The 24,911-nt window shown below is 73.7% G+C and carries 29 protein-coding genes; 8 read left to right on the top strand and 21 right to left on the bottom strand.

Annotated features, from left to right (window positions below):
* Nucleotides 1–57 precede the first annotated feature (57 nt).
* Both AC1DXT_RS11220 and AC1DXT_RS11215 read left to right on the top strand, forming a co-directional pair.
* Nucleotides 58–405: a PadR family transcriptional regulator gene (locus tag AC1DXT_RS11220; protein WP_477061396.1), complete on the top strand. Its 348-nt coding sequence runs from the start codon at nucleotides 58–60 to the stop codon at nucleotides 403–405.
* Nucleotides 402–947, top strand: coding sequence for a hypothetical protein (locus AC1DXT_RS11215; protein WP_477061395.1), 546 nt, complete (start codon nucleotides 402–404; stop codon nucleotides 945–947). The genes AC1DXT_RS11220 and AC1DXT_RS11215 overlap by 4 nt, the downstream gene beginning before the upstream one ends.
* On the opposite strand, the gene AC1DXT_RS11210 is transcribed toward AC1DXT_RS11215, so the two are convergent.
* Together AC1DXT_RS11210 and tsaD are read right to left on the bottom strand one after the other, a co-directional pair.
* Nucleotides 944–1,501 (bottom strand): sulfocyanin-like copper-binding protein, encoded by a 558-nt coding sequence (locus AC1DXT_RS11210; protein WP_477061394.1) that lies wholly within the window; start codon nucleotides 1,499–1,501, stop codon nucleotides 944–946. The two genes, AC1DXT_RS11215 and AC1DXT_RS11210, sit on opposite strands and share 4 nt — an antisense overlap.
* A 94-nt stretch (nucleotides 1,502–1,595) precedes the next feature.
* Nucleotides 1,596–2,636 carry a tRNA (adenosine(37)-N6)-threonylcarbamoyltransferase complex transferase subunit TsaD gene (gene tsaD, locus AC1DXT_RS11205; RefSeq protein WP_477061393.1) on the bottom strand — a complete coding sequence of 347 codons (1,041 nt, stop codon included), beginning with the start codon at nucleotides 2,634–2,636 and terminating at the stop codon, nucleotides 1,596–1,598.
* 87 nt (nucleotides 2,637–2,723) lie between these two features.
* Here tsaD and AC1DXT_RS11200 point away from each other — a divergent pair, with 87 nt between their 5' ends.
* Entirely contained in the window at nucleotides 2,724–3,365 is a 642-nt protein-coding gene (locus tag AC1DXT_RS11200; protein ID WP_477061392.1) for a malonic semialdehyde reductase, read from the top strand.
* A gap of 24 nt (nucleotides 3,366–3,389) precedes the next feature.
* On the opposite strand, the gene AC1DXT_RS11195 is transcribed toward AC1DXT_RS11200, so the two are convergent.
* Genes AC1DXT_RS11195 through AC1DXT_RS11165 form a run of 7 tightly spaced genes read right to left on the bottom strand, consistent with a single transcriptional unit; the run spans nucleotide 3,390 to nucleotide 9,193 of the window.
* Nucleotides 3,390–4,226 carry a sulfurtransferase gene (locus AC1DXT_RS11195; RefSeq protein ID WP_477061391.1) on the bottom strand — a complete coding sequence of 279 codons (837 nt, stop codon included), beginning with the start codon at nucleotides 4,224–4,226 and terminating at the stop codon, nucleotides 3,390–3,392.
* Nucleotides 4,223–4,705, bottom strand: a complete 483-nt coding sequence (gene rimI / locus AC1DXT_RS11190; RefSeq protein WP_477061390.1) for a ribosomal protein S18-alanine N-acetyltransferase — start codon at nucleotides 4,703–4,705, stop codon at nucleotides 4,223–4,225. The genes AC1DXT_RS11195 and rimI overlap by 4 nt, the downstream gene beginning before the upstream one ends.
* Entirely contained in the window at nucleotides 4,702–5,385 is a 684-nt protein-coding gene (tsaB, locus tag AC1DXT_RS11185; protein ID WP_477061389.1) for a tRNA (adenosine(37)-N6)-threonylcarbamoyltransferase complex dimerization subunit type 1 TsaB, read from the bottom strand. The genes rimI and tsaB overlap by 4 nt, the downstream gene beginning before the upstream one ends.
* Nucleotides 5,386–5,389: 4 nt before the next feature.
* Nucleotides 5,390–5,920: a tRNA (adenosine(37)-N6)-threonylcarbamoyltransferase complex ATPase subunit type 1 TsaE gene (gene tsaE / locus AC1DXT_RS11180; protein WP_477061388.1), complete on the bottom strand. Its 531-nt coding sequence runs from the start codon at nucleotides 5,918–5,920 to the stop codon at nucleotides 5,390–5,392.
* Entirely contained in the window at nucleotides 5,917–7,077 is a 1,161-nt protein-coding gene (gene alr / locus AC1DXT_RS11175; protein WP_477061387.1) for an alanine racemase, read from the bottom strand. Before alr ends, tsaE begins: the two co-directional genes overlap by 4 nt.
* A gap of 23 nt (nucleotides 7,078–7,100) precedes the next feature.
* A complete protein-coding gene (locus tag AC1DXT_RS11170; protein WP_477061386.1) occupies nucleotides 7,101–7,715 on the bottom strand; it encodes a nucleoside/nucleotide kinase family protein in 615 nt (204 codons plus the stop codon).
* Nucleotides 7,712–9,193, bottom strand: a complete 1,482-nt coding sequence (locus AC1DXT_RS11165) for a bifunctional ADP-dependent NAD(P)H-hydrate dehydratase/NAD(P)H-hydrate epimerase (RefSeq protein WP_477061385.1) — start codon at nucleotides 9,191–9,193, stop codon at nucleotides 7,712–7,714. The genes AC1DXT_RS11170 and AC1DXT_RS11165 overlap by 4 nt, the downstream gene beginning before the upstream one ends.
* Before the next feature lie 88 nt (nucleotides 9,194–9,281).
* Here AC1DXT_RS11165 and AC1DXT_RS11160 point away from each other — a divergent pair, with 88 nt between their 5' ends.
* The gene (locus tag AC1DXT_RS11160) at nucleotides 9,282–10,268 is read left to right on the top strand and encodes an LLM class F420-dependent oxidoreductase (RefSeq protein WP_477061384.1); all 987 of its coding nucleotides are present in this window, start codon (nucleotides 9,282–9,284) and stop codon (nucleotides 10,266–10,268) included.
* 3 nt (nucleotides 10,269–10,271) lie between these two features.
* Here the strand turns inward: AC1DXT_RS11160 and AC1DXT_RS11155 are convergent, their stop codons facing one another.
* Entirely contained in the window at nucleotides 10,272–10,625 is a 354-nt protein-coding gene (locus tag AC1DXT_RS11155; protein ID WP_056088999.1) for a holo-ACP synthase, read from the bottom strand.
* 18 nt (nucleotides 10,626–10,643) lie between these two features.
* The gene (gene glmS, locus AC1DXT_RS11150) at nucleotides 10,644–12,500 is read right to left on the bottom strand and encodes a glutamine--fructose-6-phosphate transaminase (isomerizing) (protein ID WP_477061383.1); all 1,857 of its coding nucleotides are present in this window, start codon (nucleotides 12,498–12,500) and stop codon (nucleotides 10,644–10,646) included.
* Nucleotides 12,501–12,574: 74 nt separating this feature from the next.
* Between glmS and coaA the strand changes: the two genes are divergently transcribed.
* Complete coding sequence (gene coaA, locus AC1DXT_RS11145) at nucleotides 12,575–13,525, top strand: type I pantothenate kinase (protein WP_477061382.1); 951 nt, start codon at nucleotides 12,575–12,577, stop codon at nucleotides 13,523–13,525.
* Nucleotide 13,526: 1 nt separating this feature from the next.
* Here the strand turns inward: coaA and AC1DXT_RS11140 are convergent, their stop codons facing one another.
* The 7 genes from AC1DXT_RS11140 to AC1DXT_RS11110 all read right to left on the bottom strand — a co-directional run bounded on the left by AC1DXT_RS11140 (nucleotide 13,527) and on the right by AC1DXT_RS11110 (nucleotide 19,430).
* Nucleotides 13,527–14,126, bottom strand: a complete 600-nt coding sequence (locus AC1DXT_RS11140) for a hypothetical protein (protein WP_477061381.1) — start codon at nucleotides 14,124–14,126, stop codon at nucleotides 13,527–13,529.
* 137 nt (nucleotides 14,127–14,263) lie between these two features.
* Entirely contained in the window at nucleotides 14,264–14,965 is a 702-nt protein-coding gene (locus AC1DXT_RS11135) for a DedA family protein (protein ID WP_477061380.1), read from the bottom strand.
* A gap of 167 nt (nucleotides 14,966–15,132) precedes the next feature.
* Nucleotides 15,133–15,768 carry a peptide deformylase gene (locus tag AC1DXT_RS11130; protein WP_477061636.1) on the bottom strand — a complete coding sequence of 212 codons (636 nt, stop codon included), beginning with the start codon at nucleotides 15,766–15,768 and terminating at the stop codon, nucleotides 15,133–15,135.
* A gap of 29 nt (nucleotides 15,769–15,797) precedes the next feature.
* Complete coding sequence (gene glmM / locus AC1DXT_RS11125) at nucleotides 15,798–17,147, bottom strand: phosphoglucosamine mutase (RefSeq protein WP_477061379.1); 1,350 nt, start codon at nucleotides 17,145–17,147, stop codon at nucleotides 15,798–15,800.
* 136 nt (nucleotides 17,148–17,283) lie between these two features.
* Nucleotides 17,284–17,772 carry a 30S ribosomal protein S9 gene (rpsI, locus tag AC1DXT_RS11120; protein ID WP_056088985.1) on the bottom strand — a complete coding sequence of 163 codons (489 nt, stop codon included), beginning with the start codon at nucleotides 17,770–17,772 and terminating at the stop codon, nucleotides 17,284–17,286.
* A 38-nt stretch (nucleotides 17,773–17,810) separates the two neighbouring features.
* Nucleotides 17,811–18,260: a 50S ribosomal protein L13 gene (gene rplM / locus AC1DXT_RS11115; RefSeq protein WP_055912203.1), complete on the bottom strand. Its 450-nt coding sequence runs from the start codon at nucleotides 18,258–18,260 to the stop codon at nucleotides 17,811–17,813.
* 225 nt (nucleotides 18,261–18,485) lie between these two features.
* On the bottom strand, nucleotides 18,486–19,430 hold the full coding sequence (locus AC1DXT_RS11110) for a LysR family transcriptional regulator ArgP (RefSeq protein WP_477061378.1): 945 nt from the start codon (nucleotides 19,428–19,430) through the stop codon (nucleotides 18,486–18,488).
* 70 nt (nucleotides 19,431–19,500) lie between these two features.
* On the opposite strand from AC1DXT_RS11110, the gene AC1DXT_RS11105 reads away from it, so the two are divergent.
* Nucleotides 19,501–20,097: a LysE/ArgO family amino acid transporter gene (locus AC1DXT_RS11105; protein WP_477061377.1), complete on the top strand. Its 597-nt coding sequence runs from the start codon at nucleotides 19,501–19,503 to the stop codon at nucleotides 20,095–20,097.
* A 17-nt stretch (nucleotides 20,098–20,114) separates the two neighbouring features.
* Here AC1DXT_RS11105 and AC1DXT_RS11100 read toward each other — a convergent pair whose 3' ends face one another.
* Nucleotides 20,115–21,797, bottom strand: a complete 1,683-nt coding sequence (locus tag AC1DXT_RS11100) for an ABC-F family ATP-binding cassette domain-containing protein (RefSeq protein ID WP_477061376.1) — start codon at nucleotides 21,795–21,797, stop codon at nucleotides 20,115–20,117.
* Nucleotides 21,798–21,899: 102 nt separating this feature from the next.
* Between AC1DXT_RS11100 and AC1DXT_RS11095 the strand changes: the two genes are divergently transcribed.
* Nucleotides 21,900–22,337 carry a DUF5709 domain-containing protein gene (locus AC1DXT_RS11095; protein ID WP_477061375.1) on the top strand — a complete coding sequence of 146 codons (438 nt, stop codon included), beginning with the start codon at nucleotides 21,900–21,902 and terminating at the stop codon, nucleotides 22,335–22,337.
* A gap of 71 nt (nucleotides 22,338–22,408) precedes the next feature.
* Here the strand turns inward: AC1DXT_RS11095 and truA are convergent, their stop codons facing one another.
* On the bottom strand, nucleotides 22,409–23,341 hold the full coding sequence (gene truA / locus AC1DXT_RS11090; protein WP_477061374.1) for a tRNA pseudouridine(38-40) synthase TruA: 933 nt from the start codon (nucleotides 23,339–23,341) through the stop codon (nucleotides 22,409–22,411).
* Nucleotides 23,342–23,375: 34 nt separating this feature from the next.
* On the opposite strand from truA, the gene AC1DXT_RS11085 reads away from it, so the two are divergent.
* Nucleotides 23,376–24,134 carry an ROK family protein gene (locus AC1DXT_RS11085; RefSeq protein WP_477061373.1) on the top strand — a complete coding sequence of 253 codons (759 nt, stop codon included), beginning with the start codon at nucleotides 23,376–23,378 and terminating at the stop codon, nucleotides 24,132–24,134.
* Here the strand turns inward: AC1DXT_RS11085 and AC1DXT_RS11080 are convergent.
* Complete coding sequence (locus AC1DXT_RS11080; RefSeq protein ID WP_477061372.1) at nucleotides 24,124–24,864, bottom strand: alpha/beta fold hydrolase; 741 nt, start codon at nucleotides 24,862–24,864, stop codon at nucleotides 24,124–24,126. The two genes, AC1DXT_RS11085 and AC1DXT_RS11080, sit on opposite strands and share 11 nt — an antisense overlap.
* Nucleotides 24,865–24,911: the final 47 nt, after the last annotated feature.

Here is a 24,911-nt window from a genome sequence, read left to right as displayed (position 1 = left end):
GAACTGGGCCACGCCCACTACTTGTCAATACCTACTACTAGGCATAGCGTGGGCGTCATGGACGAGCCCCGCGATCCCCAGCTCCTCAAGGGCGTGCTCCCGATGCTCGTGCTCGCGCTCCTCACCGAGCGCGAGTCCTACGGGTACGAGCTGGTCACCCGCCTGCACGAGGCCGGCCTCGACGACCTCGGCGCCGGGACGCTGTACCCGGTGCTCAACCGCCTCGAGCGCGACGGCCAGATCTCGTCGCGCCTCGTCGCCTCCAGCGCGGGCCCCGCCCGCAAGTACTACCTGCCCACCGACACCGGCGCGGAGCAGCTCTGGAGCACCGCCCGGGCGTGGCAGCAGCTGGCCCTCACGGTCGACGGTCTGCTCGCCCGTGCCACCACGAAGGAGTCCTCATGAGCACCTCCCTGCGCGACGCCCTCGTCCGCGAGCGCTACCTCCTGCGGTTCGACTGGGCCATGCAGGACTTCCCGAAGCACAAGACGGTCGTGCGCGAGCTCCGCACCGAGCTCACCGCCGCCGCGTCCGAGGTGGGCATGCGGCAGGCAGTCGCGGACCTGGGCCACCCGCGGGTGCTCGCGGACGGCTACCTCACCGAGCTGGGCCGGCCCGTCCCGCGCTGGAACACCGGGGCCGTCTGGGGAGGCCTCGCCGTCGGCGCGGTCGTCTACCTGGTCATGGCGTACACCTTCGGGACGCTCGACACGCTCGATCAGCTGGGCGGCGGGACGATCGAGCGTGAGTTCCTGGGCGCGACGGCCGTCTTCACCAGCACCGAGGGCGGCGTGTCGGCGGGCACCACCTTCACGTGGCAGGCGCTCGTGTTCTACGCCGTCGTGTTCACGGTGCCGTTCCTGCTGGGCGCCCGCGTGTGGCGGGTGTGGAGCCGGCCGACCGGTACGCGCAACCCGCGCCGCGCGCCGTCGACGACGACCGCCTAGCTCGCGTCGGTGACGACGAGCTCGTCGGCCATGCCCGCGGCGTAGTGGTGCGGCAGGTTGCAGACGACCTCGTACCGTCCGGCGGGGAGGTCGAGCGTGACCCATCCGACGGCTCCGGAGGGCAGGCCGTCGCCGGCCCCCTCGGCACACGGCGCCGACGCCTCACCCAGGCTGCCGGTCTCGTCCACGGAGCCGTCGACGCCCTGCGGCCGCTCACCGACGGACGCGCCGGGGGCCAGCGGCAGGACGACGAGCTCGTGGGTCCGCCGGCCCATGTTCCGGGCGACCAGCGTCACCTCTCCCGCCTCGACCGACGCGGGCACGACCCGGAGCATCGCGCCGCTGCCGTGCATCCTGCGGACCATGCCTCCGTCGCCGAGCATGACCGCGACGGTGGAACCCGAGGGGTCGACGGTCGGGGTGCACGTCGAGCGGAACACACCCGGCCCACCTCCGTGCATCATGCCGGGACCGGCCTGCTGCTGGTTCACCGTGACGCAGCCCGCCAGCACCGCCGCCGAGGCCACCGCCACCAGGACTCGCGCACCTCGCACCGCACCCACCGCCTCCGGTCCGGCGCCCCGCGGCGCGGGACCCCTTCCCCTGATGGCACGCCGGAGCGTCGTGGCGCGACAGAGCAGAAGGTCCTCAGACCAGTACCTGGGTGAGCGGCATCGAGGAGTCGACGGGCAGGTCCAGCGACGACGGCGGCAGCCCGCGCCGCACCACCGCCGAGCCGAGCGCGGCGATCATCGCTCCGTTGTCGGTGCAGTAGCGGATGGGCGGGATGCGCAGCTCGATGCCGGCCTCCGCGCAGCGCTTCGCGGCCATGTCCCGCAGCTGGGAGTTAGCGGAGAACCCGCCGCCGACCACCAGGGTGTCCACGCCGTGCGCCCGGCAGGCGGCGATCGTCTTGGCGGTCAGCACGTCGGCGACGGCCTCCGCGAACGACGCCGCGACATCGGGGAGCGGCACCTGCTCGCCCGCGTCCTGCCGGGCCTCCACCCAGCGGGCGACGGCGGTCTTCAGGCCGGAGAACGAGAAGTCGGCGGCGTGCGCGGCCTGGTCCTTGGCGGCGGTGAGCCCCCGCGGGAAGCGGATCGCGGTCGGGTTCCCCTCGCGGGCCAGCCGGTCGATGTGCGGGCCGCCCGGGTACGGCAGGCCGAGCAGACGACCGACCTTGTCGAACGCCTCCCCCGCCGCGTCGTCCAGCGTCGAGCCGAGCTCGGTGACGTGCACGGTGTCGTCGAGCAGCAGCAGCGACGAGTGGCCGCCCGAGACGACGAGCGCCATGACGCGCTCGGGGAAGGCGCCGTCGACCAGCTCGTCCACGACGGCGTGCCCGATCACGTGGTTGACGCCGTACAGCGGCTTGTCCAGGGCGAGCGCGAGCGCCTTGGCGGCCGAGGCTCCCACGGTCAGGGGTCCGACCAGGCCGGGGCCGGCCGTCACCGCGATGGCGTCCACCGCGCCGAGCGAGACGTCCGCCGTGGCCAGCGCCCGCTCGATCGTCGGCACCATGGCCTCGAGGTGCGCGCGCGACGCGATCTCCGGGATGATCCCGCCGAACCGCGCGTGCTCGTCCACCGAGCTGGCGACGGCGTCGACGAGGAGGTCGTAGCCACGCACCAGGGCCACGCCGGTCTCGTCGCAGGACGTCTCGATCCCGAGCACGAGGGGGTCAGCCATGCGGACCAGGATAGGTGGCCGCGACGTGGTGACGACCGCCACACCGTCGCCCGGAACAACCGCAGGTAGTTGACGCTTCAACCGTGCATGACCACTGACTCCACCGTCCTGGACGGCCTCGACTTCCCCACCTCCGGTCTGGCCGTCGGCGACGACGTCGCGGACCTCCTGTTCCGCGAGGCCCGCACCGCCGCCGCGTTCACCCCCGACGAGATCAGCGACGAGCAGATCGCCGCGGTGTACGACCTGGTCAAGTGGGGCCCCACCGCCCTGAACACCATCCCCCTGCGCCTGCTCGTGGTCCGCACCCCGGACGCCCGCCGGCGCCTCGCGGCCCACATGAACGAGGGCAACCGCGACCGCGTGCTCGAGGCCCCCGTCTCGCTCGTGCTCGCCGCCGACACCGGCTTCCACGCGCACATCCCGACGCTCGCGCCGCACATGGCCGCGCTCGCCGACGCGCTCGAGGGCCAGCCCGAGCAGCGCGAGTCGATGGCCCGCATGAACGCCCTCATCCAGGCCGGCTACCTGATCGTCGGCCTGCGCGCCGCGGGCCTGGCCGCCGGCCCCATGGGCGGCATGGACGCCCAGGGCATCGACGCCGAGTTCTTCGCGGAGAACGGCTGGAAGTCGCTCCTCGTCGTCAACGTCGGGCACGTCCAGGGTGCCGGTACGCACTACCCGCGCGCCGAGCGCCTCTCCTACACGCAGGCGTCCCTGACCGTCTGACCGGACACCGGAGGCCGCGATCCCCTAGACGGGGGGCGCGGCCTTCCCCGTCTCCACCGGGCGCGCGGGGTCGTTCGACCACTGCGACCACGAGCCCGGGTACAGCGCCGCCTCGACGCCGACCGAGGCGAGCGCGGCGACCTCGTGCGCGGCGGTCACCCCGGACCCGCAGTACACGGCGATCGGTCCGTCGATCCCCGCGAACCGTGCGCGCAGCTCGTCGTCGGGCAGGAACGTGCCGTCGGCGCCCACGTTCCCGGCGGTCGGCACCGAGATCGCCCCCGGGATGTGGCCCGCACGCGGGTCGACGGGCTCGACCTCTCCGGCGTACCGCTCGGCCGCGCGGGCATCGAGCAGGGAGCCGGTCCAGGCGGCGGCCCCGTCGGCGTCGATCGTCGGCAGCGCACCGGGAACCAGCACCACGTCGCCCGGCTCCGGCGTCACCGATCCGGCCTCGAGCGCGAGCCCTGCCGCGGTCCACGCCGCGAGCCCGCCGTCCAGCAGCCGCACGTCCCGGAGGCCGGCCCAGCGCAGCAGCCACCAGACGCGCGCCGCGGACGTGCCGCCCACCGCGTCGTACGCCACGACCGGCCGATCGCCCGAGACGCCCCAGCGCCGCGCCGCCGCCTCGAACGCGGCGAGATCGGGCAGCGGGTGCCGGCCGTCCTGCGGAGTCGGCGGTGCGGCCAGCTCGGTGTCCAGGTCCACGAAGACCGCGCCGGGCAGGTGGCCCGACAGGTACTGCTCGTGACCGTCCGTCTGGCCCAGCGCCCAGCGCACGTCGAGCAGCACGGGTGGCTCGTCGCCCGCCAGTGCCGCCGCGAGCGTCTCGGCGTCCACGATGACCGCGTCCCTCGTCATGCCGGTCCTCCCTCGTCCCGGCGCAGCACCAGACGCATCGTCCACGCGTCGATGTTGCCCGGCTGGTAGTACGCCCGGCGCATCCCGAGCTTCTCGAAACCGACGCTCTCGTACAGGTGGATGGCGGGGTCGTTGTCCACGCGCACCTCGAGGAGCACGACGGCCGCACCGAGCGTCCGGGCGCGGTCCAGCAGGTTCTCCAGCATCCGTCGCCCCAGCCCGCGCCCCTGGAACCGTGCGTCCGTGCCGATCGTCATCACCTGCGCGTCGAACCCGTCGAACCACAGTCCCGCGTACCCCACCAGCGCCCCGTCGACGACCACGCCCACGTACCAGCGCCCCGTCCCGCCGATCTCGGAGGCGAGGCTCTCGGGCGACCACGCGGCCGCCTCGAAGAGCTCGACCTCCATGCGCACGAGGGCCGGCAGGTCCGCCGGGCGCAGGGCGCGGACGACGACGTCGCCCGGCTGCTCGGTCATCCGAGCACGCGCTTGCGCGCCGCCTGCGGCACCGCGTCGGGACGGCGCAGGTAGAGCGGCTCGGTGCCGAGCTCCTCGCCCGCCGCCGTCCGGGTCAGGGCCAGCCGCGCGAGCTCCGCGGGGTCGGGATCGAGCAACCCGGTCGTCGGTCCACCGCGCAGGACGTCCGGGTAGAGCACGGCACCGCGGCCGATCGCCACCGCGCCGGCCGTGCGCGGGTCGGCGGCGACGTCGACGGCTGCGGCGACCTCGGGGCCCGCCAGCGCCTCGATCACTCCGGGCTCGACCAGCCGGTACAGCGCCCAGTACACCTCGCGGCGCCGGGCGTCGGTGGCGACGAGGACGTCCGTGCCGGACGGCAGCACGCGGGACGCCTGGAGTGCGACCGCGTCGAGGCTCGGGACGCCGTGCACGGGGATGCCGAGGGCGAGCGCGAGCGTGCGGGCCGTGACCAGCCCCACGCGCAGCCCGGTGAAGGGGGCGGGTCCGGTGCCGACGACGACCGAGGAGAGCTCGCGGCGGTCCACACCGGCCTCCGCGAGGACGTCGGCGATCATCGGGGCCAGCAGCTCGGCGTGGTGCCGCTGCTGCGCGTCGGACCGGGCGGCGAGCACCACCCCGGCATCGTCGGTCAGGGCCACCGCGACGGCTGCGGACGTGTCGAGCGCGAGGACGGGCACGACGTCAGCCTGCCACCGGGTCGGCGTCGGGCAGCGCGACGTCCGCCCACCGCGCACCGACGGCCCGCACGGTGACCACGCGCTCGCCCGCGTCCGCGTCGTCGAGGTCGTCGGGAAGAGCTCCGCCGCGCGGCCGCTGCAGGGTGACCTCGAGGCGGTCCTGCGCGAGCGACTCGACCCACCCCTCGCCCCACTCGACCACGGTCACGGCCTCGTCCAGGCCGGCGTCGAGGTCGAGCGCGTCCACCTCCTCCAGCGAACCCAGCCGGTAGGCGTCGACGTGCACGAGCGTCGGTCCGGTCGAGCCGTCCTCGCGCGCGACCGGCGGGTGCTCCCGCGCGATGATGAACGTCGGCGACGCCACCTGCCCCCGCACGTGCAGACCGGCGCCGATCCCCTGCGTCAGGGTCGTCTTGCCCGCCCCGAGATCGCCGGTGAGCACCACCAGGTCGCCCGCCCGGAGCACGCCCGCGAGCGCGCGTCCGTACGCGCGGGTGGCGTCGGCATCGGGGAGCCGGACGGTCACCGCGGTCATGCCGGGAGCTCGCTGTCGACGTGCACGCGCGGCACGCTCGCACCGACCCGGGTGACGATCTCGTACGAGATGGTCCCCGCGACGCGCGCCCAGTCCTCCGCGGTCGGTCCGCCGTCGCGTCCGGTGCCGAACAGCTCGACGCGGTCCCCCGCCTGCTCCGTGGCGCCCGGTCCGAGGTCCAGCACGACCTGGTCCATGCAGACCCGGCCCGCCACGCCGAGCGTGCGACCGCCCACCCGCACGGGTCCGCCGGGCCGCTCCTGAGTGCCGGACGCGTGCCGCGGGATGCCGTCGGCGTACCCGAGGGGCACCAGGCCGAGCACGGTGTCCGTCGGCGTCTCGTACAGGTGCGCGTACGAGACGCCCTGCCCGGCAGGGACGTGCTTGACGTTCGCGAGCTCGGCCTCCAGCGTCATCGCGGGCACGAGCCCGAAGTCGTCGGGTCCCCCGAGCTGCGCCACCGGCGAGAGGCCGTAGACGGCGATCCCCGGACGCACCAGGTCGTAGTGCGCGGCGGGCGTGGTCAGCGTGGCCGCCGAGTTGGCCAGGTGCCGGACCTCGAGGGTGAGGCCGGCGCCCTCGACCGTCTCGAGGGTCTCCGCGAACACCTCGGCCTGGAGCTTGACGGTCGGGTGCTCGGGCTCGTCGGCGAACGCGAAGTGGCTCCACAGCCCGACCACCTCGACGGCACCCTCCGCCCGAAGGCGCAGGACCTCGGGCAGGAGCTCGGCCAGGTCGCCCGGCGTCAGTCCGTTCCGGCCGAGGCCGGTGTCGACCTTGAGGTGGGCTCGCGCGGTCCGGCCCGCGGCTCGCGCGGCGGCGGCGAGCTCGGCCAGGGCCCACGGTGCGGAGACCGAGATGTCGATGTCGGCGTCGACGGCCTCGCGCAAGGGGGCTCCGGGTGCGTACAGCCAGGTGAGCACCCGCGCGTGGGCGATCCCCCCGCGCCGCAGCGCCAGGGCCTCGTCCACCTGCGCGGCACCGAGCCAGGTCGCGCCTCCGGCCAGGGCCGCCGTGGCGGTCGGCAGGAGCCCGTGCCCGTAGCCGTCGGCCTTGACGACGGCCATGACCTGGGCGGTCGGTGCGTGGGCGGCCAGTGACCGGACGTTGGCGCGGACGGCCGCGAGATCGACGACAGCGCGTGCGGGGTAGCTCACGGCGACCAGTCTCGCACCGTCCGTCAGGCGGGACGGACGATCAGGTCGGCCCGCCCGGCGGTCGCCGCGACGAGGCGGGCGTTGCGCTCGTCGGGACCGTGCGACCAGGCGCGGGCGACCTCCGCGGACTTGCCGAACGCCTCGTGCCGCGCCACCAGCCGGTCCAGCCGGAGGCCGTCGTCGGGCGCCAGGAACCACGTCTCGTCGAGCAGGCCCGCCACCGGACCGAACCCGTGGTCGTCGAGCAGCAGGTAGTTCCCCTCGACCACCACCAGCCGAGCCTCAGGCGGGACCGCGATCGCGCCCGCCACCGGGTTGCGCAGGTCGCGGCGGTACTCGGGTGCGTAGACCGTCCGCGCCGGGTCCCGCAGGCGGGTGAGCAGCGCGACGAAGCCGTCCGCGTCGAACGTGTCCGGCGCTCCCTTGCGGTCCGCGCGGCCGATCCGCTCGAGCTCGGTCTGCGCCAGGTGGAACCCGTCCATCGGCACGGCGACGGCGGTGCCACCGACCGCGGCGACCACCTGCGCGGCCACGGTCGACTTCCCGGCGCCGGGCGCCCCGACGATGCCGAGGAGCCGCCGGGGACCGCTCGCCAGCAGGGCGTCCACGCGGGCGCGGAGATCGGGGGCGAGGGTCATGCGTGGAGCAGCTCGGCGATCGTGCCGGGCAGGGCGTCGGCCACCGCACGTGCCGAGACCGGCCCGCCCGGGGTGGCGCGGTGAGCCGCCCGACCGTGCACGAGCGCGGCCGTGGCCGCGAGCGCCGCGGCGAGCGAGGGGTCGTCGTGCACGTCGTCCACCCGGCCCGCCAGCAGGGCGCCCAGCAGGCCGGCCAGCACGTCGCCGGCGCCCGCCGTCGCCAGCCACGCGGGGGCGTCCGCCTGGGCGTAGACCGCCCCCTGCGCCCCCGCGACGACGGTCACCGGACCCTTGAGCAGCACCGTGGCCCCCGTGAGCTCGTGGGCCCGGCGCGCCCACCGCAGCGGCTCGGCCTCGACGGCGCGCCGGTCGACGTCCTCGCCCCGTTGGCTGAGCACGCGCGCCAGCTCGCCCGCGTGCGGCGTGAGTACCGCGTGCGGTCCCACGTGCGGCGGGAGCAGCTCCAGGGCGCCGGCGTCGACCACCGCCGCCTCCCCGCGCTCCAGCACGTGCTCGAACGCGTACTCGATGCGACGTCGCTGCCCCGCGTCGTCCGGGGAGACGCCCGGCCCGAACACCCACGCCTGCACGCGTCCGTGGCCGACGACCACTTCCGGGTGTGCCGCCACGACCGCGTCCCCGGCGTCGCCCAGGTACCGCACCATCCCGACACCGGCCCGGACCGCCGCACCCGTCGTCAGCACCGCGGCCCCCTGGTAGGCCCGCGACCCCGCGACGACCCCGAGGACGCCCCGCGTGTACTTGTGCGCATCGGCCGCCGGCACGGGCCAGAGGTCGGCGACGTCGGCCGGCTCGAGCCGGACCACCTCGGGGGCGCCGCCCAGCCGCAGACCGAGGTCGACCAGCTCGACCCGTCCCGTGGCGCGCGCGCCGGGCGGCAGCAGGAGCCCGGGCTTGGCGGCGCCGAACGTCACCGTGAGGTCGGCGTCGAGGACCACGCCCTCGCGGCGTCCGTCGTCGACGCCGAGGCCCGACGGCACGTCCACCGCCACGACGTACGGCCGGCCCCGCGCCACGATCGCCTCGACCAGGTCGCCCGCTGCCCCGCGCAGCCCGGACCCGTCGGTGCCGATGCCGAGCACGCCGTCCAGCAGCACGTCGGCGCCCGATGCCGCCTCAGGAGCGTCCTCGAGGCGCAGCACCCGTCCCCCCGCCCTGAGCAACGCGTCCAGCCCGCCCTCGTGCGCGCGCGCGCCGGTGAGCACCGCCCGGACCTCCACGCCCCGCCGGGCGAGCAGCGCCCCGGCGTACAGGGCGTCGCCCCCGTTGTTGCCGGAGCCGACCAGCACCACCACCCGCGCGCCCGCCACGGTGCCGCGCAGCTCGCGCAGAGCCGCGACCACGTGGACGTGCAGGGCGAACGCGGCCCGCTCCATCAACGGGACGCCGGCAGCCAGCAGGGGCTCCTCGGCGGCACGTACCTGCGCGGAGGTCCAGGTCTGCAGCACGCCTCCCATCCTGGCGGGTCAGGCGGGCGGCTGTCCGATCGGATCGATTCGAGCGATCCCCCGGCACCGCGGCCGATGCGCAGGTAACGTGCCGAGCATGCGCTTCGGACTCTTCATCCCTCAGGGCTGGCGGCAGGACCTCACCGGCATCGACCCCCGCGACCACTGGCAGACCATGAGCGGCCTGGCCACGCACGCCGACCAGGGCGACACCTACGACTCGATCTGGGTCTACGACCACTTCCACTCGGTCCCCGAGCCGAACGGCGAGGCCACCCACGAGGCGTGGAGCCTCATCAACGCGTTCGCCGCCACCACCAGCCGCGTCCGGCTGGGCCAGATGTGCACCTGCATGGCCTACCGGAACCCCGCCTACCTGGCCAAGGTGGCCACCACGGCGGACATCATCTCGGGCGGTCGCGTCGAGATGGGCATCGGCGCCGGCTGGTACGAGCACGAGTGGCTCGCGTACGGCTACGGCTTCCCGTCCGCCGGCACCCGGATCGCGATGCTCGACGAGGGCGTCCAGATCTTCAAGCAGATGTGGACCAACGGCACCGCGACCCTCGACGGCGAGCACTACAAGGTCGACGGCGCGCAGCTGTCCCCGCTCCCCCTCCAGGTGGACGGCCCTCCCCTGTGGATCGCCGGCGGAGGCGAGAAGAAGACGCTCCGCATCGCGGCCGAGCACGCGCAGTACACCAACTTCGCGGGGACCCCTGAGGCCTTCGCGCACAAGTCCGAGATCCTGCGCGGGCACTGCGAGGCCATCGGCCGGCCGTTCGAGGAGATCACCCGGTCCGCCAACTACAACGTGGTCATCGGGTCCACGCAGGCCGAGGTCGACGACCGCATCGCCTGGGTCGAGGAGCACCTGAGCAACACCGTCCCCGCCAAGGCGGCCGAGGTCGCGGAGGACTTCCGCAACGGCACCCTGGTGGGCACGCCGGAGCAGATCGTCGAGAAGCTGCAGGCCTTGGAGAAGCTCGGCATGACCTACGCGATCACCTACTTCTCGGAGGCCGCCTACGACCGCTCCGGCATCGAGCTGTTCGAGAACGAGGTCGCCCCCGCGCTGCGCTGAGCGTCAGTCGCGCTCGGCGACGACCACGGCGGAGGCGATGCCCGCGTCGTGGGAGATGGACAGGTGGAACCGGTCCACGCCGAGCGCGGCCGCCGCGGCGGCGACCGTGCCGACCACCTCGACCACCGGCTGGGCGCCCGCGGTCCGCCGCACGGTCGCGTCCTGCCAGCTCATCCCCGCCGGTGCGCCGAGCGCCTTGGCGATCGCCTCCTTGGCCGCGAACCGCGCGGCCAACGAGGTCTCCGGCATCTGGCGCTCCTCGGGCGTGAACAGCCGGTCGCGCAGCGCCGGCACCCGGTGCAGGGTGTCGACGAACCGCGCGACGTCGACGACGTCGATCCCGACGCCGATGATCACGCGACGCTCACGCGGTCGTCACTCGACCGTGACGGACTTCGCGAGGTTGCGCGGCTGGTCCACGTCGAGCCCCTTGGCGGTGGCCAGCTCGCACGCGAACAGCTGCAGCGGCACCACGGTCAGCAGCGGCGCGAGCAGGGTCGGCGACTGCGGCACGTAGAACACCTCGTCCGCGTACGGCAGCACGTCCGTGTCGCCGTCCTCCGCGATGACGAGCGTGCGTGCACCACGCGCGCGGATCTCCTGGATGTTGGAGACCACCTTGGAGTGCAGCGAGTCGCGGCCCCGCGGCGAGGGCACGATGACGAACACCGGCTGCCCCTCCTCGATCAGCGCGATCGGGCCGTGCTTGAGCTCCCCGGCAGCGAACCCCTCGGCGTGGATGTACGCGAGCTCCTTGAGCTTGAGCGCGCCCTCCATGGCGACCGGGAAGCCGACGTGCCGGCCCAGGAACAGGACCGAGGTCGTGTCCACCATCGACCGCGCGGTCTGTCGCACACGGTCCGCCCGGTCGAGCACCTGCTGGATCTTGTCCGGCATGGCACGCAGCTCGGAGAGGATCTCCCCCACCTCGTCGGCGTACTTGTTGCCCCGCAGCTGCGCCAGGTACAGGCCCAGCAGGTACGCGGCGGTGATCTGCGCGAGGAACGCCTTGGTGGACGCCACCGCGATCTCCGGGCCGGCGTGCGTGTAGAGGACCGCGTCCGCCTCACGCGGGATGGTCGAGCCGTGCGTGTTCACCAGCGCCAGCACCTTGGCGCCCTGCTCGCGCGCGTGCCGGACGGCCATGAGCGTGTCCATGGTCTCGCCGGACTGCGACACGGCGACCACGAGCGTCCGCTCGTTGACCACCGGGTCGCGGTAGCGGAACTCGTGCGCCAGCTCGACCTCGACGGGGATCCGGCACCAGTGCTCGATCGCGTACTTGGCCACGTGCCCGGCGTACGCGGCGGTGCCGCACGCGACGACGATGATCTTGTCGACCGACCGGAGCACCGACTCGTCGATCCGCACCTCGTCGAGGACCAGGCGTCCGTGCGCGTCGGTCCGGCCCAGGAGGGTGTCCGCGACGGCGTGCGGCTGGTCGTGGATCTCCTTGTCCATGAACGAGGCGAAGCCACCCTTCTCGGCGGCGGCGGCGTCCCAGTCGACGGTGTACCGGCGCGCCTGCGCGGGCAGCCCGTCGAAGCCGGTGACCGTGACGGTGTCCGGCGTGATGGTCACCACCTGGTCCTGGCCCAGCTCGAGGGCTTCCCGCGTGTGCGAGATGAACGCCGCCACGTCGGAGCCCAGGAAGTTCTCGCCCTCGCCGATCCCGACGACCAGCGGGGAGTCGTGCCGGGCGCCCACCACGACGTCGGGGGCGTCCTCGTGCACGGCCAGCAGCGTGAACGTGCCGTGCAGCGAGCGGGCGACCTCGGTCATCGCCTGGGTGAGGTTCCCGGTCGACTCGTAGGCGCGCGCGATGAGCTGCGCGGCGACCTCGGTGTCGGTCTCCGAGAGGAACTCGACGCCGTCGGCCACCAACCCGGCCTTGAGGGAGGCGAAGTTCTCCACGATGCCGTTGTGGATCACCGCGAGCTTGCCGGCCACGTGCGGGTGCGCGTTCACGTCGGTCGGGCCGCCGTGCGTCGCCCACCGGGTGTGCCCGATCGCGGCGGTCGAGACCGGGAGCGGACGCAGGTCGAGCTCCTCGACGAGGTTGGCCAGCTTGCCGGCCTTCTTCGCGGTCGAGAGCCTCCCGTCCGGACTCACGAGCGCGACGCCCGCCGAGTCGTACCCGCGGTACTCGAGCCTCCGCAGGCCCTCCAGCACGACGTCCAGCGGATGATCGCTGGCTACCTGGCTACCGACGTAACCGACGATTCCACACATGGCGGGGAGTCTACCGGGGCTCACGGGGGTCCCTGGGTGCGCCTCCTCCTCCCCGCTCAGGCACAATCGTCCCCGTGCCACCGTCGCTGACCCCGGCCACGCCCTACGTCGACCTGGACCGCGACGCCTGGACGCGGCTCTCCGCGTCCACCCCGCTGCCCCTGACGGACGCGGACGTCGAGCGCCTCGCCGGTCTCGGCGACCCGATCGACCTGGCCGAGGTCGACGCCATCTACCGGCCGATCTCCCGCCTGCTCGACCTGCACATCGAGGCGACCCGCGGCCTGCACGCGGCATCCAGCACGTTCCTGCGCGAGGACGTCGGCGGCACCCCGTTCGTCATCGGCGTGGCCGGCTCCGTGGCGGTCGGGAAGTCGACCACCGCTCGCCTGCTGCGCGAGCTCCTCGCCCGGTGGCCTGCGACCCCGCGGGTCCAGCTGATCACCACCGACGGCTTCCTCTACCCCAACGCCGAGCTGGAGCGTCGCGGGCTGATGGACCGCAAGGGCTTCCCGGAGTCGTACGACCGCCGGGCGCTCCTGCGGTTCGTGTCCAAGGTCAAGGCCGGTCGCCCCGAGGTCCGCGTGCCCGTGTACGACCACCTGACCTACGACATCCTCCCGGGGCGCGAGATCGTGGTGAACCGCCCCGACGTGCTCATCGTGGAGGGCCTCAACGTCCTGCAGCCCGCCCGGYCCACCGCCGAGGGCACCTCGAACCTCGCGGTCAGCGACTTCTTCGACTTCTCGATCTACGTCGACGCGCGTACCAGCGACGTCCGCCGCTGGTACGTGGACCGCTTCCTGGCACTCCGGCAGACCGCGTTCGCCCGGCCGGAGTCGTACTTCCACCGGTACGCGGCGCTGAGCGACCTCGAGGCGATCGAGCTCGCCGAGGAGATCTGGGACTCCATCAACGAGCCCAACCTCGTGCAGAACATCCTGCCCACCCGCAGCAGGGCGACCCTGGTGCTGACCAAGGGACGCGACCACTCGGTGGAGCGGGTCCGGCTCCGCAAGCTCTAGCTCAGGGGCTGGTCGTGGCCCCGTCCGCGGGCGCGATGAGCCGCACCGGGTACTGCTCGCTGTCGGTCTCCTGGAGGGCGTCGAGCGCGTCAGCCACCGCCCGCTGCGGGGAGCCGCACCGGTCCGTCGGCCACACCGGCCGGATGGCCCGGCCGAGGGCGTCGACGAGCCACAGCGCCGGGGGGACGACCGCGGCGGTGCTGCAGGTGCCGCCCTGGGGTGCCGAGGCGCGTCGCAGCGCCGCGACGAGCGGGTCGAGGTCGCCCTCACGCCAGCTCGCGGTGAGCGCCACCCACGTCCCGGACGAGTCGTGCAGGGTGCCCCCCGGCGAGCAGACGACGACGCTGGCGGCCCGGAAGTCGTCGGGGACGCGCCCCACCTCAGGGGCGTCGGCGTGCGGTGTGCCGGTCTCGGCCGACTCCCCGACCGCGACCAGACCCAGGTCGGCGAGCACCCGCGCGGACAGGCAGTCCGCGGCGGGGGCGACGACGGCGGTCGGGGCGTCGGGCGCGGGGTCGGGCGCGCTGCACGACGACGCCAGCCCCGCGACGAGGGCGGCAGGCAGCACGAGGCCGATGGCCCACCGCGCGCGCGCGTTCATCTCGCCCCCTGCCTGCTCTGCCCACGCCGGTGCACACCCCCGGGGGTGTCGACAGGCGCGGGAGCGCCGACAGCGACGTCGGCACAGTCAGAGAGTAAGCACAGTCATGGGGCAAATGACCGGGTGAGACCGGATCGTTAGGCGGCGGGGTCGGATCGTGAGCGTCCTGTGACCGGAGGGGCGGTCTCGGTCTCCCGCTCGGTGTCCTCGACGGCCGGTCGGAGCGCTGCCGGCGGCGCCGGGGCGATGGTGCGAGGCCCGGTGAACCTGCGCAGGATCCAGTCGACGATTACCCCGATCACCAGGCCACCGACCACCCCGACGACCACGGCGACCATCGTGTGGTTGTGCAACCAGGCGCCCGCGCCGATGCCGATGAGCGACGAGTAGGCGCCCCACGTGACGGCCGCGATGGCGGTGAGCCCCATGAACCGGCGGCGGTTGTACTTGACGGCACCCGCCGTCATGTTGACGGCCACGCGGCCCACCGGGATGTAGCGAGCGGCGATGATGAAGGCGGCGCCGCGGTTGGCCAGGGCGCTCTCCGCCCAGTCGACGGCCGCCCGCCCGCGGGTGGTGCGGAGCAGTCGCAGCTCCCGCACCTTGACCTTGGTACCGATCTGGTAGGCGATCTGGTCACCTGTCCACGCGCCGGCGGCTGCTACGAGCATGATCAACGCCAGGTTGGGCGTGCCCTCGGCCATCGAGACCACCGACAGGGCGATCACGATGGACTCGCTCGGGATCGGGGGGAAGAAGCCGTCGATCGTGGCGAACAGGTAGAGCACGACGAAGATCCACGGGGAACCTACGAGGGCCAGGGCCCACCCCTCCAGCACGTGACATCAGCTCCTGCGTCGTGCACCGTCGGTCGATCCGTCCGGTGTCGTGCTCCACGGTAAGGCGCGTCGATGCCTGGATGACATAGGGGTGACCCCCGGTTCATCCCTGGTGCAGCCCCGATTCCACCCGGGGTCGGACCCGGGGTCCTCCCTCAGGACCTTGTTCAGGCCAGGGGGAACGAGAGGGCGCGGGCGGCCGCCTCGGGACTGGGTTCGGCCGACCACCGGGCACCGAACTCGTCCGTCGCGGCGAGCGAGCGCAGCTCCGCGCGATCCAGGTACAGCGTCCCGCCGAGGTGGTCGGTCTCGTGCTGCACGATCCGCGCGGACCAGCCCTCGACGATCTCGTCGACCGCGGTGCCGCGCTCGTCCGCTCCCGTCAGGTGCACGCGCCGCGCGCGGGGAACCACCGCCTGGTAGCCGACGACGCTGAGGCACCCCTCGTAGAACGAGACGCGCTCCTCGTCCAGCGGCGTGTACCGCGGGTTCACCAGCACGCGGAACGGCAGCGGTTCCCGCTCCCGGACCTCCGCGTGCTCCGGCGAGATGGAGCCCGGGTCCTCGAGCACGGCGAGGGCCAACGGCAGACCGAGCTGCGGCGCCGCGAGGCCGACCCCGGGGGCCGCGCGCATCGTCCGGTGCATGACGTCGACGAGCACGGCGAGCTCCTCGTCGGACAGCTGGCCGTCGTACGGCGTCGACACCGCACGCAGGGCCGGGTGCCCGGCCTGCACGATGGGCGCCACCCCCTCGGGCGAGCGCGTGCCCGACTCGATGATCCAGAGCGCGACGTCGCGCAGCGCCTGGTCCCACTCGGGCCCGGACGGCACTAGAGGGCCAGCCGGTGCTGGACGACGTCGGCGAGCTCGCGCGCGACGCGGTCCGCCTCGGACTGCGTGCCGGCCTCGACCATCACGCGGACGAGGTCCTCGGTGCCCGACGACCGCAGCAGCACGCGCCCGGTCCGGCCGAGACCCTCCTCGGCGGAACGCACCGCGTCGAGGAGCCGCTCGTCGGTCCCGGCACGCCGCTTGTCGACACCGGGAACGTTCACCAGCGTCTGCGGCAGCCGCCGGACCACGCCCGCCAGGTCGGCGATGGTCGCCCCGGTCGCCGCCACGCGGGCAGCCAGCTGCAGGGCGGTCAGGACGCCGTCCCCGGTGGTCGCGTGCGCCGCCATGATGATGTGACCGGACTGCTCGCCGCCGAGGGAGTAGTTCCCGGCGCGCATCGCCTCGAGCACGTAGCGGTCGCCGACCGCGGTGTCGATCGTGGCGATCCCCGCCTCGCTCATCGCGATCTTGAGCCCCAGGTTGCTCATCACGGTGGTGACGAGGGTGTCCGCCACCAGGTCACCCCGGTCACGCATGGCGATCGCGAGGATGCCCATGATCTGGTCGCCGTCCACCAGGTTGCCCGCGGCGTCGACGGCCAGGCACCGGTCCGCGTCCCCGTCGAACGCGACCCCGAGGTCCGCCTCCGAGGCCACGACCGCGGCCTGCAGCTGCTCGGGGTGCGTCGAGCCGCACTTCTCGTTGATGTTGCGCCCGTCGGGCGAGGCGTTGATGACGACGACGTCGGCACCGGCCGCCCGGAGCGTCGCCGGTCCGACCTCGCTCGCGGCGCCGTTCGCGCAGTCGACCGCGATGCGCAGGCCCGTCAGGGGGACGTCGATGGTGCCGACGAGGTGCTCGATGTACTGCTCGCCCGCGCGTCCGGTGTCGACGCGGATGCGCCCGACGTCACCGCCGAGCGGCCGCTCCCAGTGCTCGCCCATGCGCGCCTCGATGGCGGCCTCGAGCTCGTCGTCCAGCTTGTGCCCGCCGCGCGCCAGGAACTTGATCCCGTTGTCGGGCATGGGGTTGTGCGACGCGGAGAGCACCACGCCGATGTCGACACCGAGCTCGGCGGTGAGGAACGCGACGGCCGGCGTCGGCAGCACGCCCACGTTGTTGACGTCGACGCCGGCCGAGGCGAGCCCGGCGGACACGGCGGCGGCGAGGAACTCCCCCGACGCACGGCTGTCACGCCCGACGATCGCGCGGGGCCGGTGCCCCTCGAACTGGCCGAGCGAACCCAGCACGTGCGCGGCCGCGACCGACAGGTCGAGCGCGAGCTCGGCGGTCACGTCCCGGTTGGCGAGCCCACGCACGCCGTCGGTCCCGAACAGTCGGCCCATGGTCAGACTCCTTCGTCCTGGCGGCACGGCGCTGCTGATGCATGCCCCGCGCGTCCGCCCTCGCTGATGGTCGCAGACATGCCGATGGCCCCGCTGGTCGTGAGACCAGCAGGGCCATCGGGCCGAAGTGCGTCGATCAGCGCTTCGAGTACTGCGGTGCCTTGCGGGCCTTCTTGAGACCGGCCTTCTTGCGCTCCACGACGCGGGCGTCGCGGGTCAGGAAGCCGGCCTTCTTGAGGGCCGGGCGGTTGTGCTCCTCGTCGATCGCGTTCAGCGCACGGGCGATGCCCAGGCGCAGCGCGCCGGCCTGGCCGCTCACGCCGCCGCCGGTGATGCGCGCGACGACGTCGAAGCGACCCTCGACGTCGACGAGCTTGAACGGGGAGTTCACGAGCTGCTGGTGCACCTTGTTCGGGAAGTAGTCCTCGAGCGTGCGCCCGTTGACCTTCCACTGACCGGTGCCGGGGACCAGGCGCACGCGCGCGATGGCCTCCTTGCGACGGCCGAGTGCGTTCGCCGGTGCCGTGATGCTCTGACCGCGGCCCGTCGGGGCAGCCGTCTCGGAGGTGTAGCTGGTGGGGGTGTCATCGCCCTCGAGGTCGATGTCGACCGTGGTCTCTGCCACTGGTGTCCTCGCGTCCTTGTTCTCTGTACTCAGCCGGCTCACGCCTGCTGAGAGACCTGGGTGATCTCGAAGGGCTTCGGCTGCTGCGCCGCGTGCGGGTGCTCCGCACCGGCGTAGACCTTGAGCTTGGTGAGCTGCTGACGCGCGAGGGAGCTCTTGGGGAGCATGCCGCGGACAGCCTTCTCGATCGCGCGCTCGGGGTGCTTCTCCAGAAGATCGGAGTAGGCCACGGCGCGCAGACCACCCGGGTAGCCCGAGTGGCGGTACGCGAGCTTGTTCTCGCGCTTGTTGCCGGTCAGTGCCACCTTGCTCGCGTTGATGACGATGACGAAGTCACCGCCGTCGACGTGGGGGGCAAAGGTTGCCTTGTGCTTGCCGCGCAGCAACGTGGCCACATGTGTGGCCAGGCGACCCAGGACGACATCGTTCGCGTCGATGATGTGCCAGGTCCGCTCGACGTCGCCGGGCTTCGGTGTGTACGTGCGCACGGTCGTCAGCCTTCGTTTCGTTGCGAATCTTGTCGGGGCGGAGCTCCGCAGGGTGCGGGTCCGCCGATGCATGCTTCCGTCGGCTTCCGGGCGGCGAGCGGGAACGCACCAGCCCTGCCGCTCTGGCTCGGTGCTGAGTGCTGAGAGGGCACTAGCAGCCGCCGGAACGGGGACGCACAACGAGACACCAGGGTAGCCGCCGTGCCGCCGGAGGGTCAAAACGCGTCACCCCTCCCGCCCCGCGGTGGCGGGCGGCCCGTGGCGTCGCACCGGCCGCAGGGCCGCCGACGCGGCCTGGACGACCCGTTCGGTCAGGTCGTCGAGCGTCGGCGTGCGCAGCGCCCAGTGCTGCCAGTAGAGCGGGACGTCGAGGTGGCGACCGGCCCGGATCTCCACCAGGGCACCGGCGGCGATCCGCTCGGCCGCGGCCACCTCCGGCACCATCCCCCACCCGAGCCCGGCCTCGACCAGCCCCACGAACGCCGACTGCGACGGCACGTAGTGCACCCGTGGGGTGACCGTGCGCCGGCCGACGACCGACGCGACGAAGCGTTCCTGCAGGCCATCCTCCCTGTTGAACGCGAGCAGAGGGGCCGCCGCGAACGCCTCCGCCCCGAGCCCGTCGGCGAACCAGCGCTCCCGCCGGTCCGGTGCCGCGACGGCGAGGTACCGCATCGCGCCCAGTCGGCGGACCCGGCAGCCCTGCACCGCGCGCGGGTCGGCGGTGACCGCGGCCATCACCGTGCCGTCGCGCAGCAGGTCGGCGGACAGGTCCTGGTCCTCGCGCCGCAGGTCGAGCAGGACGTCGGCGGGCAGGTCGGCGACCGCGGCGGGGAACCACGTGGACATCGAGTCGTCGTTGACGGCTACGGGGAGCCGGCGCGTGGCCGGCCGGGCCCGGGAGCCTCCCGGTGCCGGTACCAGCAGACCCATCGCATCACGCCCCAGGAGCTCCACCTGACCGGCCAGGCGCACGAGCACCTCGCCGTCCTCGGTGGGCCGGCATGGACGCGTGCGCAGCACCAGCACGCGGCCCACCTGCTGCTCGAGGGCCTTGATCCGCTGGCTGACGGCCGACGGGGTCACGTGCAGGCGCCGTGCGGCCGCGTCGAAGCTGCCCTCGTGCACGACGGCCGCGAGGGCGCTCAGCTGGTCCGCGTCGAACGCCACATGAATGATCCTAACGGTTCTCCAGCAACCTGAACTGGACTTCACCATCGTCGGTTCCTACCGTCGTCCTGTGACCACCGCTGCCCTCTCGGGCTTCCTGACGGGCCTGTCCCTCATCGTCGCGATCGGCGCCCAGAACGCCTTCGTGCTCCGCCAGGGCATCCGGCGCGAGCACGTGCTGCCCGTCGTGGCGGTGTGCGCCGTCGCGGACGCGCTGCTGATCACCGCGGGGATCGCGGGCCTCGGGGCGCTCGTGACCGACCACCCGGTGGTGCTGGCGGTCACGAGGTACGCGGGTGCCGCGTTCCTGCTCGTGCTGGCCGTGGGCGCCGCGCTGCGAGCCCGCCGACCGGAGCGGCTCGACCCCGCGGGTGACGGCCCCGCCGCGCTCGGTGCCGTCGTGTCGACCTGCCTCGCGCTCACGTTCCTCAACCCGCACGTCTACCTGGACACCGTGGTGCTCCTCGGTTCGCTGGCTCACCAGCACGACCCCGGGGCCTGGGTGTTCGGTGCCGGGGCGGTCACCGCCAGCGTCGTGTGGTTCACCGCGCTCGGCTTCGGGGCCACCTACCTGCGGCCGGTGTTCGCCCGCCCGCGCGCCTGGCAGGTGCTCGACGTCGTCATCGCCGTGGTGATGGCCGCGCTCGCGGTCCTGCTGCTGGTCTGAGCCTGCTTGTCGAAGGCTCAGCGCACCCGGTCCACCCGGCCGGCGTCCCACACCGGCTCGGGCGTCTCGACCACGTCCCCGTCCGCGCCGAACACGAGAAACCGGTCGAACGTGCGCGTGAACCAGCGGTCGTGCGTCACCGCCAGCACCGTCCCCTCGAACGCCGCCAGCCCGGTCTCCAGCGCCTCGGCGGAGTGCAGGTCGAGGTTGTCGGTCGGCTCGTCGAGCAGCAGCAGCGTCGCTCCCCCGAGCTCGAGCAGCAGGATCTGCAGGCGCGCCTGCTGACCGCCGGAGAGCGTCTCGTAGCGCTGCTCCGCGGCGGACACGAGCTCGTACCGGTCGAGCGCCTTGCTGGCCTGCTCGCGCCCGAGCCCCGCGCGGTGACCCTCGCCGCGGTGCAGGATCTCCAGCAGCGTCCGCCCGACCAGCTCGGGGTGCCCGTGGTTCTGCGCGAACCAGCCCGGTCGCACACGCGGGCCCAGGACGACCCTGCCGGTGTGCCGCACGGGCTCGACAGGGAGGTCGTCTGCCGGTTCGTGCTCGGGTGACGGGTCGCTGCCGCCGGCGGCGAGCAGCCGCAGGAAGTGCGACTTGCCCGACCCGTTGGACCCGAGGACGGCCACCCGTTCGCCGAACCAGACCTCCAGGTCGAACGGGTGCATGAGCCCGGTGAGCTCGAGACCGGTCGCGACCACCGCGCGCTTGGCGGTGCGGCCCCCGCGGAGCCGGACCTTGACGTTCTGCTCGCGGGCCAGCAGCGTCGGCGGGCCGGCCTCCTCGAACTTGCGCAGCCGCGTCTGCGCGGCGGCGTAGCGGGACGCCAGCCCGTCGTTGAACGCGGCCTTCGTGCGCAGCGTGAGCACGAGCTCCTTGAGCTTCGCGTGCTCCTCCTCCCAGCGCCGCAGCAGCTCCTCGAGCCGTGAGCGTCGGTCCTCGCGCGCCTGGTGGTAGGACGCGAACCCGCCGCCGTGCACCCAGACCGCGGCCCCCATGACGCCGGGCTCGAGGGTCGCCACCTGCGTGGCCACGCGGGCGAGCATCTCGCGGTCGTGGCTGACGAACAGCACGGTCTTGTTCGACGCCCGCAGCCTGTCCTCCAGCCACCGCTTGGTCGGCACGTCGAGCGCGTTGTCCGGCTCGTCGAGCAGCAGCACCTCGTCGGGGCCGCGCAGCAGCGCCTCCAGGACGAGCCTCTTCTGCTCGCCGCCGGACAGGGTGCGCACCTCGCGGTGCTGGGCGGCGTCGAACGGGATGGACAGGACGGCGTCGGTCACCCGGTCCCAGCCCGCCTCGGCCTCGTAGCCGCCGACGTCGGCCCAGTCCACGAGCGCCTGGGCGTACCTCATCTGCGCCGGCTCGTCGTCGGTCTCCATGATCGCCAGCTCCGCCGCCGCGAGCTCGACCGCGGCGTCCCGGACGGCGGGCGCCGCGAGCGAGGCGAGCAGGTCGCGGATCGACCGGTCGTCGTCGATGCGGCCGATGTCCTGGCGCATGATCCCGAGGCCACCGCTGCGCCCGATCGATCCCGCGTGCGGCGCCTCGTCCCCGGCGATGATCCGCAGGAGCGTCGTCTTGCCCGCGCCGTTGGGTCCGACGAGCGCGACGCGCGCGCCGTCGGCGACGCGGAACGACACGTCGTCGAGGAGGGGGCGTCCGTCGGGCAGGAAGTACCCGATGCCGCCGATGTCGAGGTGGCCCATGCGCCCAGTGTCCCTGCCGCCCGGTCGACGGCCCATCTCATTGCCTGTGGCACGGCGCACAGCCTCGCTGCCGAGCGCGGGTCCGCGGTCTATCGTCGGAACATGAGCGACACCTCCGGCACCAGTCCCGACCCCGAGCTCGACAGCGAGGGCGACACCGACCAGCTGTCCAGCGAGGACACGCTGATGGACCGCGGCGTCGAGGACCTCCTCGATGAGGGCTACACGGTCCCGCTGCGGCCGCGCGCCAACCACTACGGCGAGACGGCGTGGGAGGAGGCGCACCGCGAGACGATCGACCAGCGCATCGGCCAGGAGGAGCCCGAGGTCTGGGAGGCGCGGCCGCGTCCCGAGCGCGAGGAGTTCCGCGCCGGCCGGCTCATCGAGGACGACGGCGCCGTCGAGGCCGGCGGCACCGACGGGTTCGCCATCGACGCCGGCATCTCTGGGGGCGCCGCGAGCGCCGAGGAGGCCGCCGTGCACCTCATCGAGGAGGAGTACGTCGACGACCGCCGGTACCGCGACGACGTCGACGACTGACCTGGAGCGCCGCGGAGGGTGAGGGGCGCGGAGCGTCACTCCGACCAACCACCGACGAGGTCTGAGCCCGCTCAGCCGCAGCAGTCGCCCGCGCCCGGCGGGTGCTGCAGGTCCTCGGCCGCCCGTCGCGCACGGGTCAGGACCGCCCGCGCCGCCAGCTCGTCGTCGGCGGGATAGCTCACCTCGTCGAGCATGAGCCCGTGCGCGGCCACCACGTGCACCCCCACCCCGCGGCGCCGGGCGGCGAGCAGCTCGGCGGGCCAGCCGGATGCCTGCCGCCCCTCGCCCACCGCCAGGCTGGCGCCCACGAGCGAGCGCACCATCGAGTGGCAGAACGCGTCCGCCCGCACCGTGGCGACGACGAGTCCTGCGTCCGGCCCGTCGACCGGCCTCGACCACGCGAACGCCTCGAGCGTCCGGATCGTCGTCGCCCCGGGCCGTGGCTTGCAGTACGACGCGAAGTCGTGCCGACCGACCAGCGGCTTCGCGGCCGCCGCCATGGCGTCGACGTCCAGGGCGCGACGGTGCCACAGCACGTGCGTGCGGGACAGCGGGTCACGCCGCGCGGAGTCGTCGCAGATCCGGTAGGTGTAGCGCCGGCTCAAGGCCGAGAACCGCGCGTCGAAGCCGTCCGGCGCGCGCCTCAGTGCGTGCACGACCAGGTCCGAGGGAAGGATGCCGCCGAGCCGGGTGAGCAGCACCTCGTCGACCGGGCGCCGCGACCGGCCGCGCGACTTCTCGATGAGCCCGGCGGGGACGTCGACGTGCGCCACCTGACCGCGTGCGTGCACGCCCGAGTCGGTGCGCCCGGCCACCGTCACGCGCGGTGGGCCGTCGGTGCGCAGGACGGTCCCCAGGGCGGCCTCCAGGACACCCTGGACGGTCCGCAGGTCCGGCTGGATGGCCCAGCCGGCGAACCCCGTCCCGTCGTAGGCGAGGTCCAGTCGCAACCGCACGGCGGGCGGCTCGGCGGGTGACTCGGCGGGGTCCAGGCGTTCGCTCACGGGCCCACACGGTACTCGGCGCTAGCGTGGGCCCGTGTCCAGCAACCCGTTCACCCTCGCCGTCGACTGTGGTGGCGGAGGGATCAAGGCGTCGGTCCTCGACGCCGCGGGCACGCTGCACGCCCCCGCCGTGCGGGTGCCGACGCCGTACCCGCTCCCGCCGGAGCGCCTCGTGGCCACGATCGCGGACATCGCCGCCGGGCTGCCGGCCGCGGACCGCGTCACCGTCGGGATGCCGGGGATGATCCGGCACGGCGTCGTCGTCGCGACCCCGCACTACGTCACCCGCGCCGGCCCTCGCACCGCGGTCGACCCGGACCTGTTCACGGCGTGGGCCGGCTACGACATCCGGGCGGCCGTGCAGGAGCGCCTCGGTCTGCCCACGCTCGTCCTCAACGACGCGGAGGTGCACGGCGCCGGGGTCATCTCCGGGACGGGCATCGAGCTGGTCCTCACCCTCGGCACCGGGCTGGGGACCGCGCTGTTCGACGGTGGCGTCCTCGCGCCGCACCTGGAGCTCTCGCACGCACCCGTCCGGTGGGGTACCACGTACGACGCGTACATCGGGCAGGTCGAGCGAGCCCGGCTCGGTGACGGCCTCTGGTCCCGGCGGGTGCGCCGCGTGGTCGAGGGCTTCCGCCCCGTGTTCGTCTGGGACCGGCTCTACCTCGGCGGCGGGAACGCCCGGCAGGTCACCGCCACGACGCTCGCCCGGCTCGGCGACGACGTCGTCGTCGTGCCCAACCAGGCGGGGATCGTCGGGGGCGTACGAGCCTGGTCGCTCAACGCCTGACTGCGGCGCGACCCGCACGCTCGCGCTGCTCGACCTCGTCGACCGCCTCGAGCAGCACGCGGGTGAACCGCGCCGGCGCCACGAGGCTCACCAGGTGCGTCGCCCGCGGCACCACGACGAGCCGTCCGTCGCGGCACGCGGCCAGGAACCGTCGCTCCTCGCCGCGGAAGTGGTCGAACGCCCCGTTGACCAGCCAGACCGGCGCCTCGATCCGCGCGAGGTCCTCCAGCGGCGTCGCCACCATCATCTCGCGCAGGACCTCCCGCGTGGCGTCCAGCGCGAAGCCCCCCGCCGCGACGTCCGTGGCGCCCTCGAGCGGCAGGACGCGGTCGACGAAGAACTGGTTGAGGCGCGCACCTCGGTCCGGCAGCCGGGCGATGCCCTGGGCGCCGACCGACCACCCCGCCAGCAGCACCCGGTGCGGCTGCGTGCTGCAGGACGCGGCCACGAGGCCGGCCACCTGGTCGGGGTGCCGGGCGGCGTGCCGGATCGCCACGTACCCGCCGAGCGAGAGTCCGACGACGAACGCCCGGCCACCGACGCCGTCGATCGCCCGCGCGACCGTGTCCACCGCCGAGTCCAGGGTGAACGGCTCACCGATCCGGGTGCCGTGACCCGGGAGGTCCACGGCGATCGCCTGTCGGCCCACCCGTTCGAGCGCCCGCACCTGCGCGCGCCACATCGTGCGAGACGTCCGCAGCCCGTGCACCAGGACGACCGGCAGGCTCATGCCTCCGACTCTAGGCGCGGGACGGGACGCGAGAAGGCCCGGGACCA

It is taken from the genome of Cellulomonas sp. P1_G12_2, from assembly GCF_056405535.1.
Note: the sequence above shows the minus strand (reverse complement) of the source record. Positions and strands in the feature narration are given on the sequence as shown.

Excerpts from the sequence above, each read along its gene's own strand:
- AC1DXT_RS11215 (WP_477061395.1), top strand. The coding sequence starts at position 402 with ATGAGCACCTCCCTGCGCGACGCCCTCGTCCGCGAGCGCTACCTCCTG.
- AC1DXT_RS11140 (WP_477061381.1), bottom strand. The coding sequence starts at position 14,126 with ATGAACGCGCGCGCGCGGTGGGCCATCGGCCTCGTGCTGCCTGCCGCC.
- AC1DXT_RS11095 (WP_477061375.1), top strand. The coding sequence starts at position 21,900 with ATGAGCGACACCTCCGGCACCAGTCCCGACCCCGAGCTCGACAGCGAG.
- AC1DXT_RS11160 (WP_477061384.1), top strand. The coding sequence starts at position 9,282 with ATGCGCTTCGGACTCTTCATCCCTCAGGGCTGGCGGCAGGACCTCACC.
- AC1DXT_RS11200 (WP_477061392.1), top strand. The coding sequence starts at position 2,724 with ATGACCACTGACTCCACCGTCCTGGACGGCCTCGACTTCCCCACCTCC.
- glmS (WP_477061383.1), bottom strand. The coding sequence starts at position 12,500 with ATGTGTGGAATCGTCGGTTACGTCGGTAGCCAGGTAGCCAGCGATCAT.
- AC1DXT_RS11165 (WP_477061385.1), bottom strand. The coding sequence starts at position 9,193 with ATGGGAGGCGTGCTGCAGACCTGGACCTCCGCGCAGGTACGTGCCGCC.
- AC1DXT_RS11100 (WP_477061376.1), bottom strand. The coding sequence starts at position 21,797 with ATGGGCCACCTCGACATCGGCGGCATCGGGTACTTCCTGCCCGACGGA.
- glmM (WP_477061379.1), bottom strand. The coding sequence starts at position 17,147 with ATGGGCCGACTGTTCGGGACCGACGGCGTGCGTGGGCTCGCCAACCGG.
- AC1DXT_RS11195 (WP_477061391.1), bottom strand. The coding sequence starts at position 4,226 with ATGACGAGGGACGCGGTCATCGTGGACGCCGAGACGCTCGCGGCGGCA.
- AC1DXT_RS11170 (WP_477061386.1), bottom strand. The coding sequence starts at position 7,715 with ATGACCCTCGCCCCCGATCTCCGCGCCCGCGTGGACGCCCTGCTGGCG.
- AC1DXT_RS11220 (WP_477061396.1), top strand. The coding sequence starts at position 58 with ATGGACGAGCCCCGCGATCCCCAGCTCCTCAAGGGCGTGCTCCCGATG.
- rimI (WP_477061390.1), bottom strand. The coding sequence starts at position 4,705 with ATGACCGAGCAGCCGGGCGACGTCGTCGTCCGCGCCCTGCGCCCGGCG.
- AC1DXT_RS11080 (WP_477061372.1), bottom strand. The coding sequence starts at position 24,864 with ATGAGCCTGCCGGTCGTCCTGGTGCACGGGCTGCGGACGTCTCGCACG.
- tsaE (WP_477061388.1), bottom strand. The coding sequence starts at position 5,920 with ATGACCGCGGTGACCGTCCGGCTCCCCGATGCCGACGCCACCCGCGCG.
- tsaD (WP_477061393.1), bottom strand. The coding sequence starts at position 2,636 with ATGGCTGACCCCCTCGTGCTCGGGATCGAGACGTCCTGCGACGAGACC.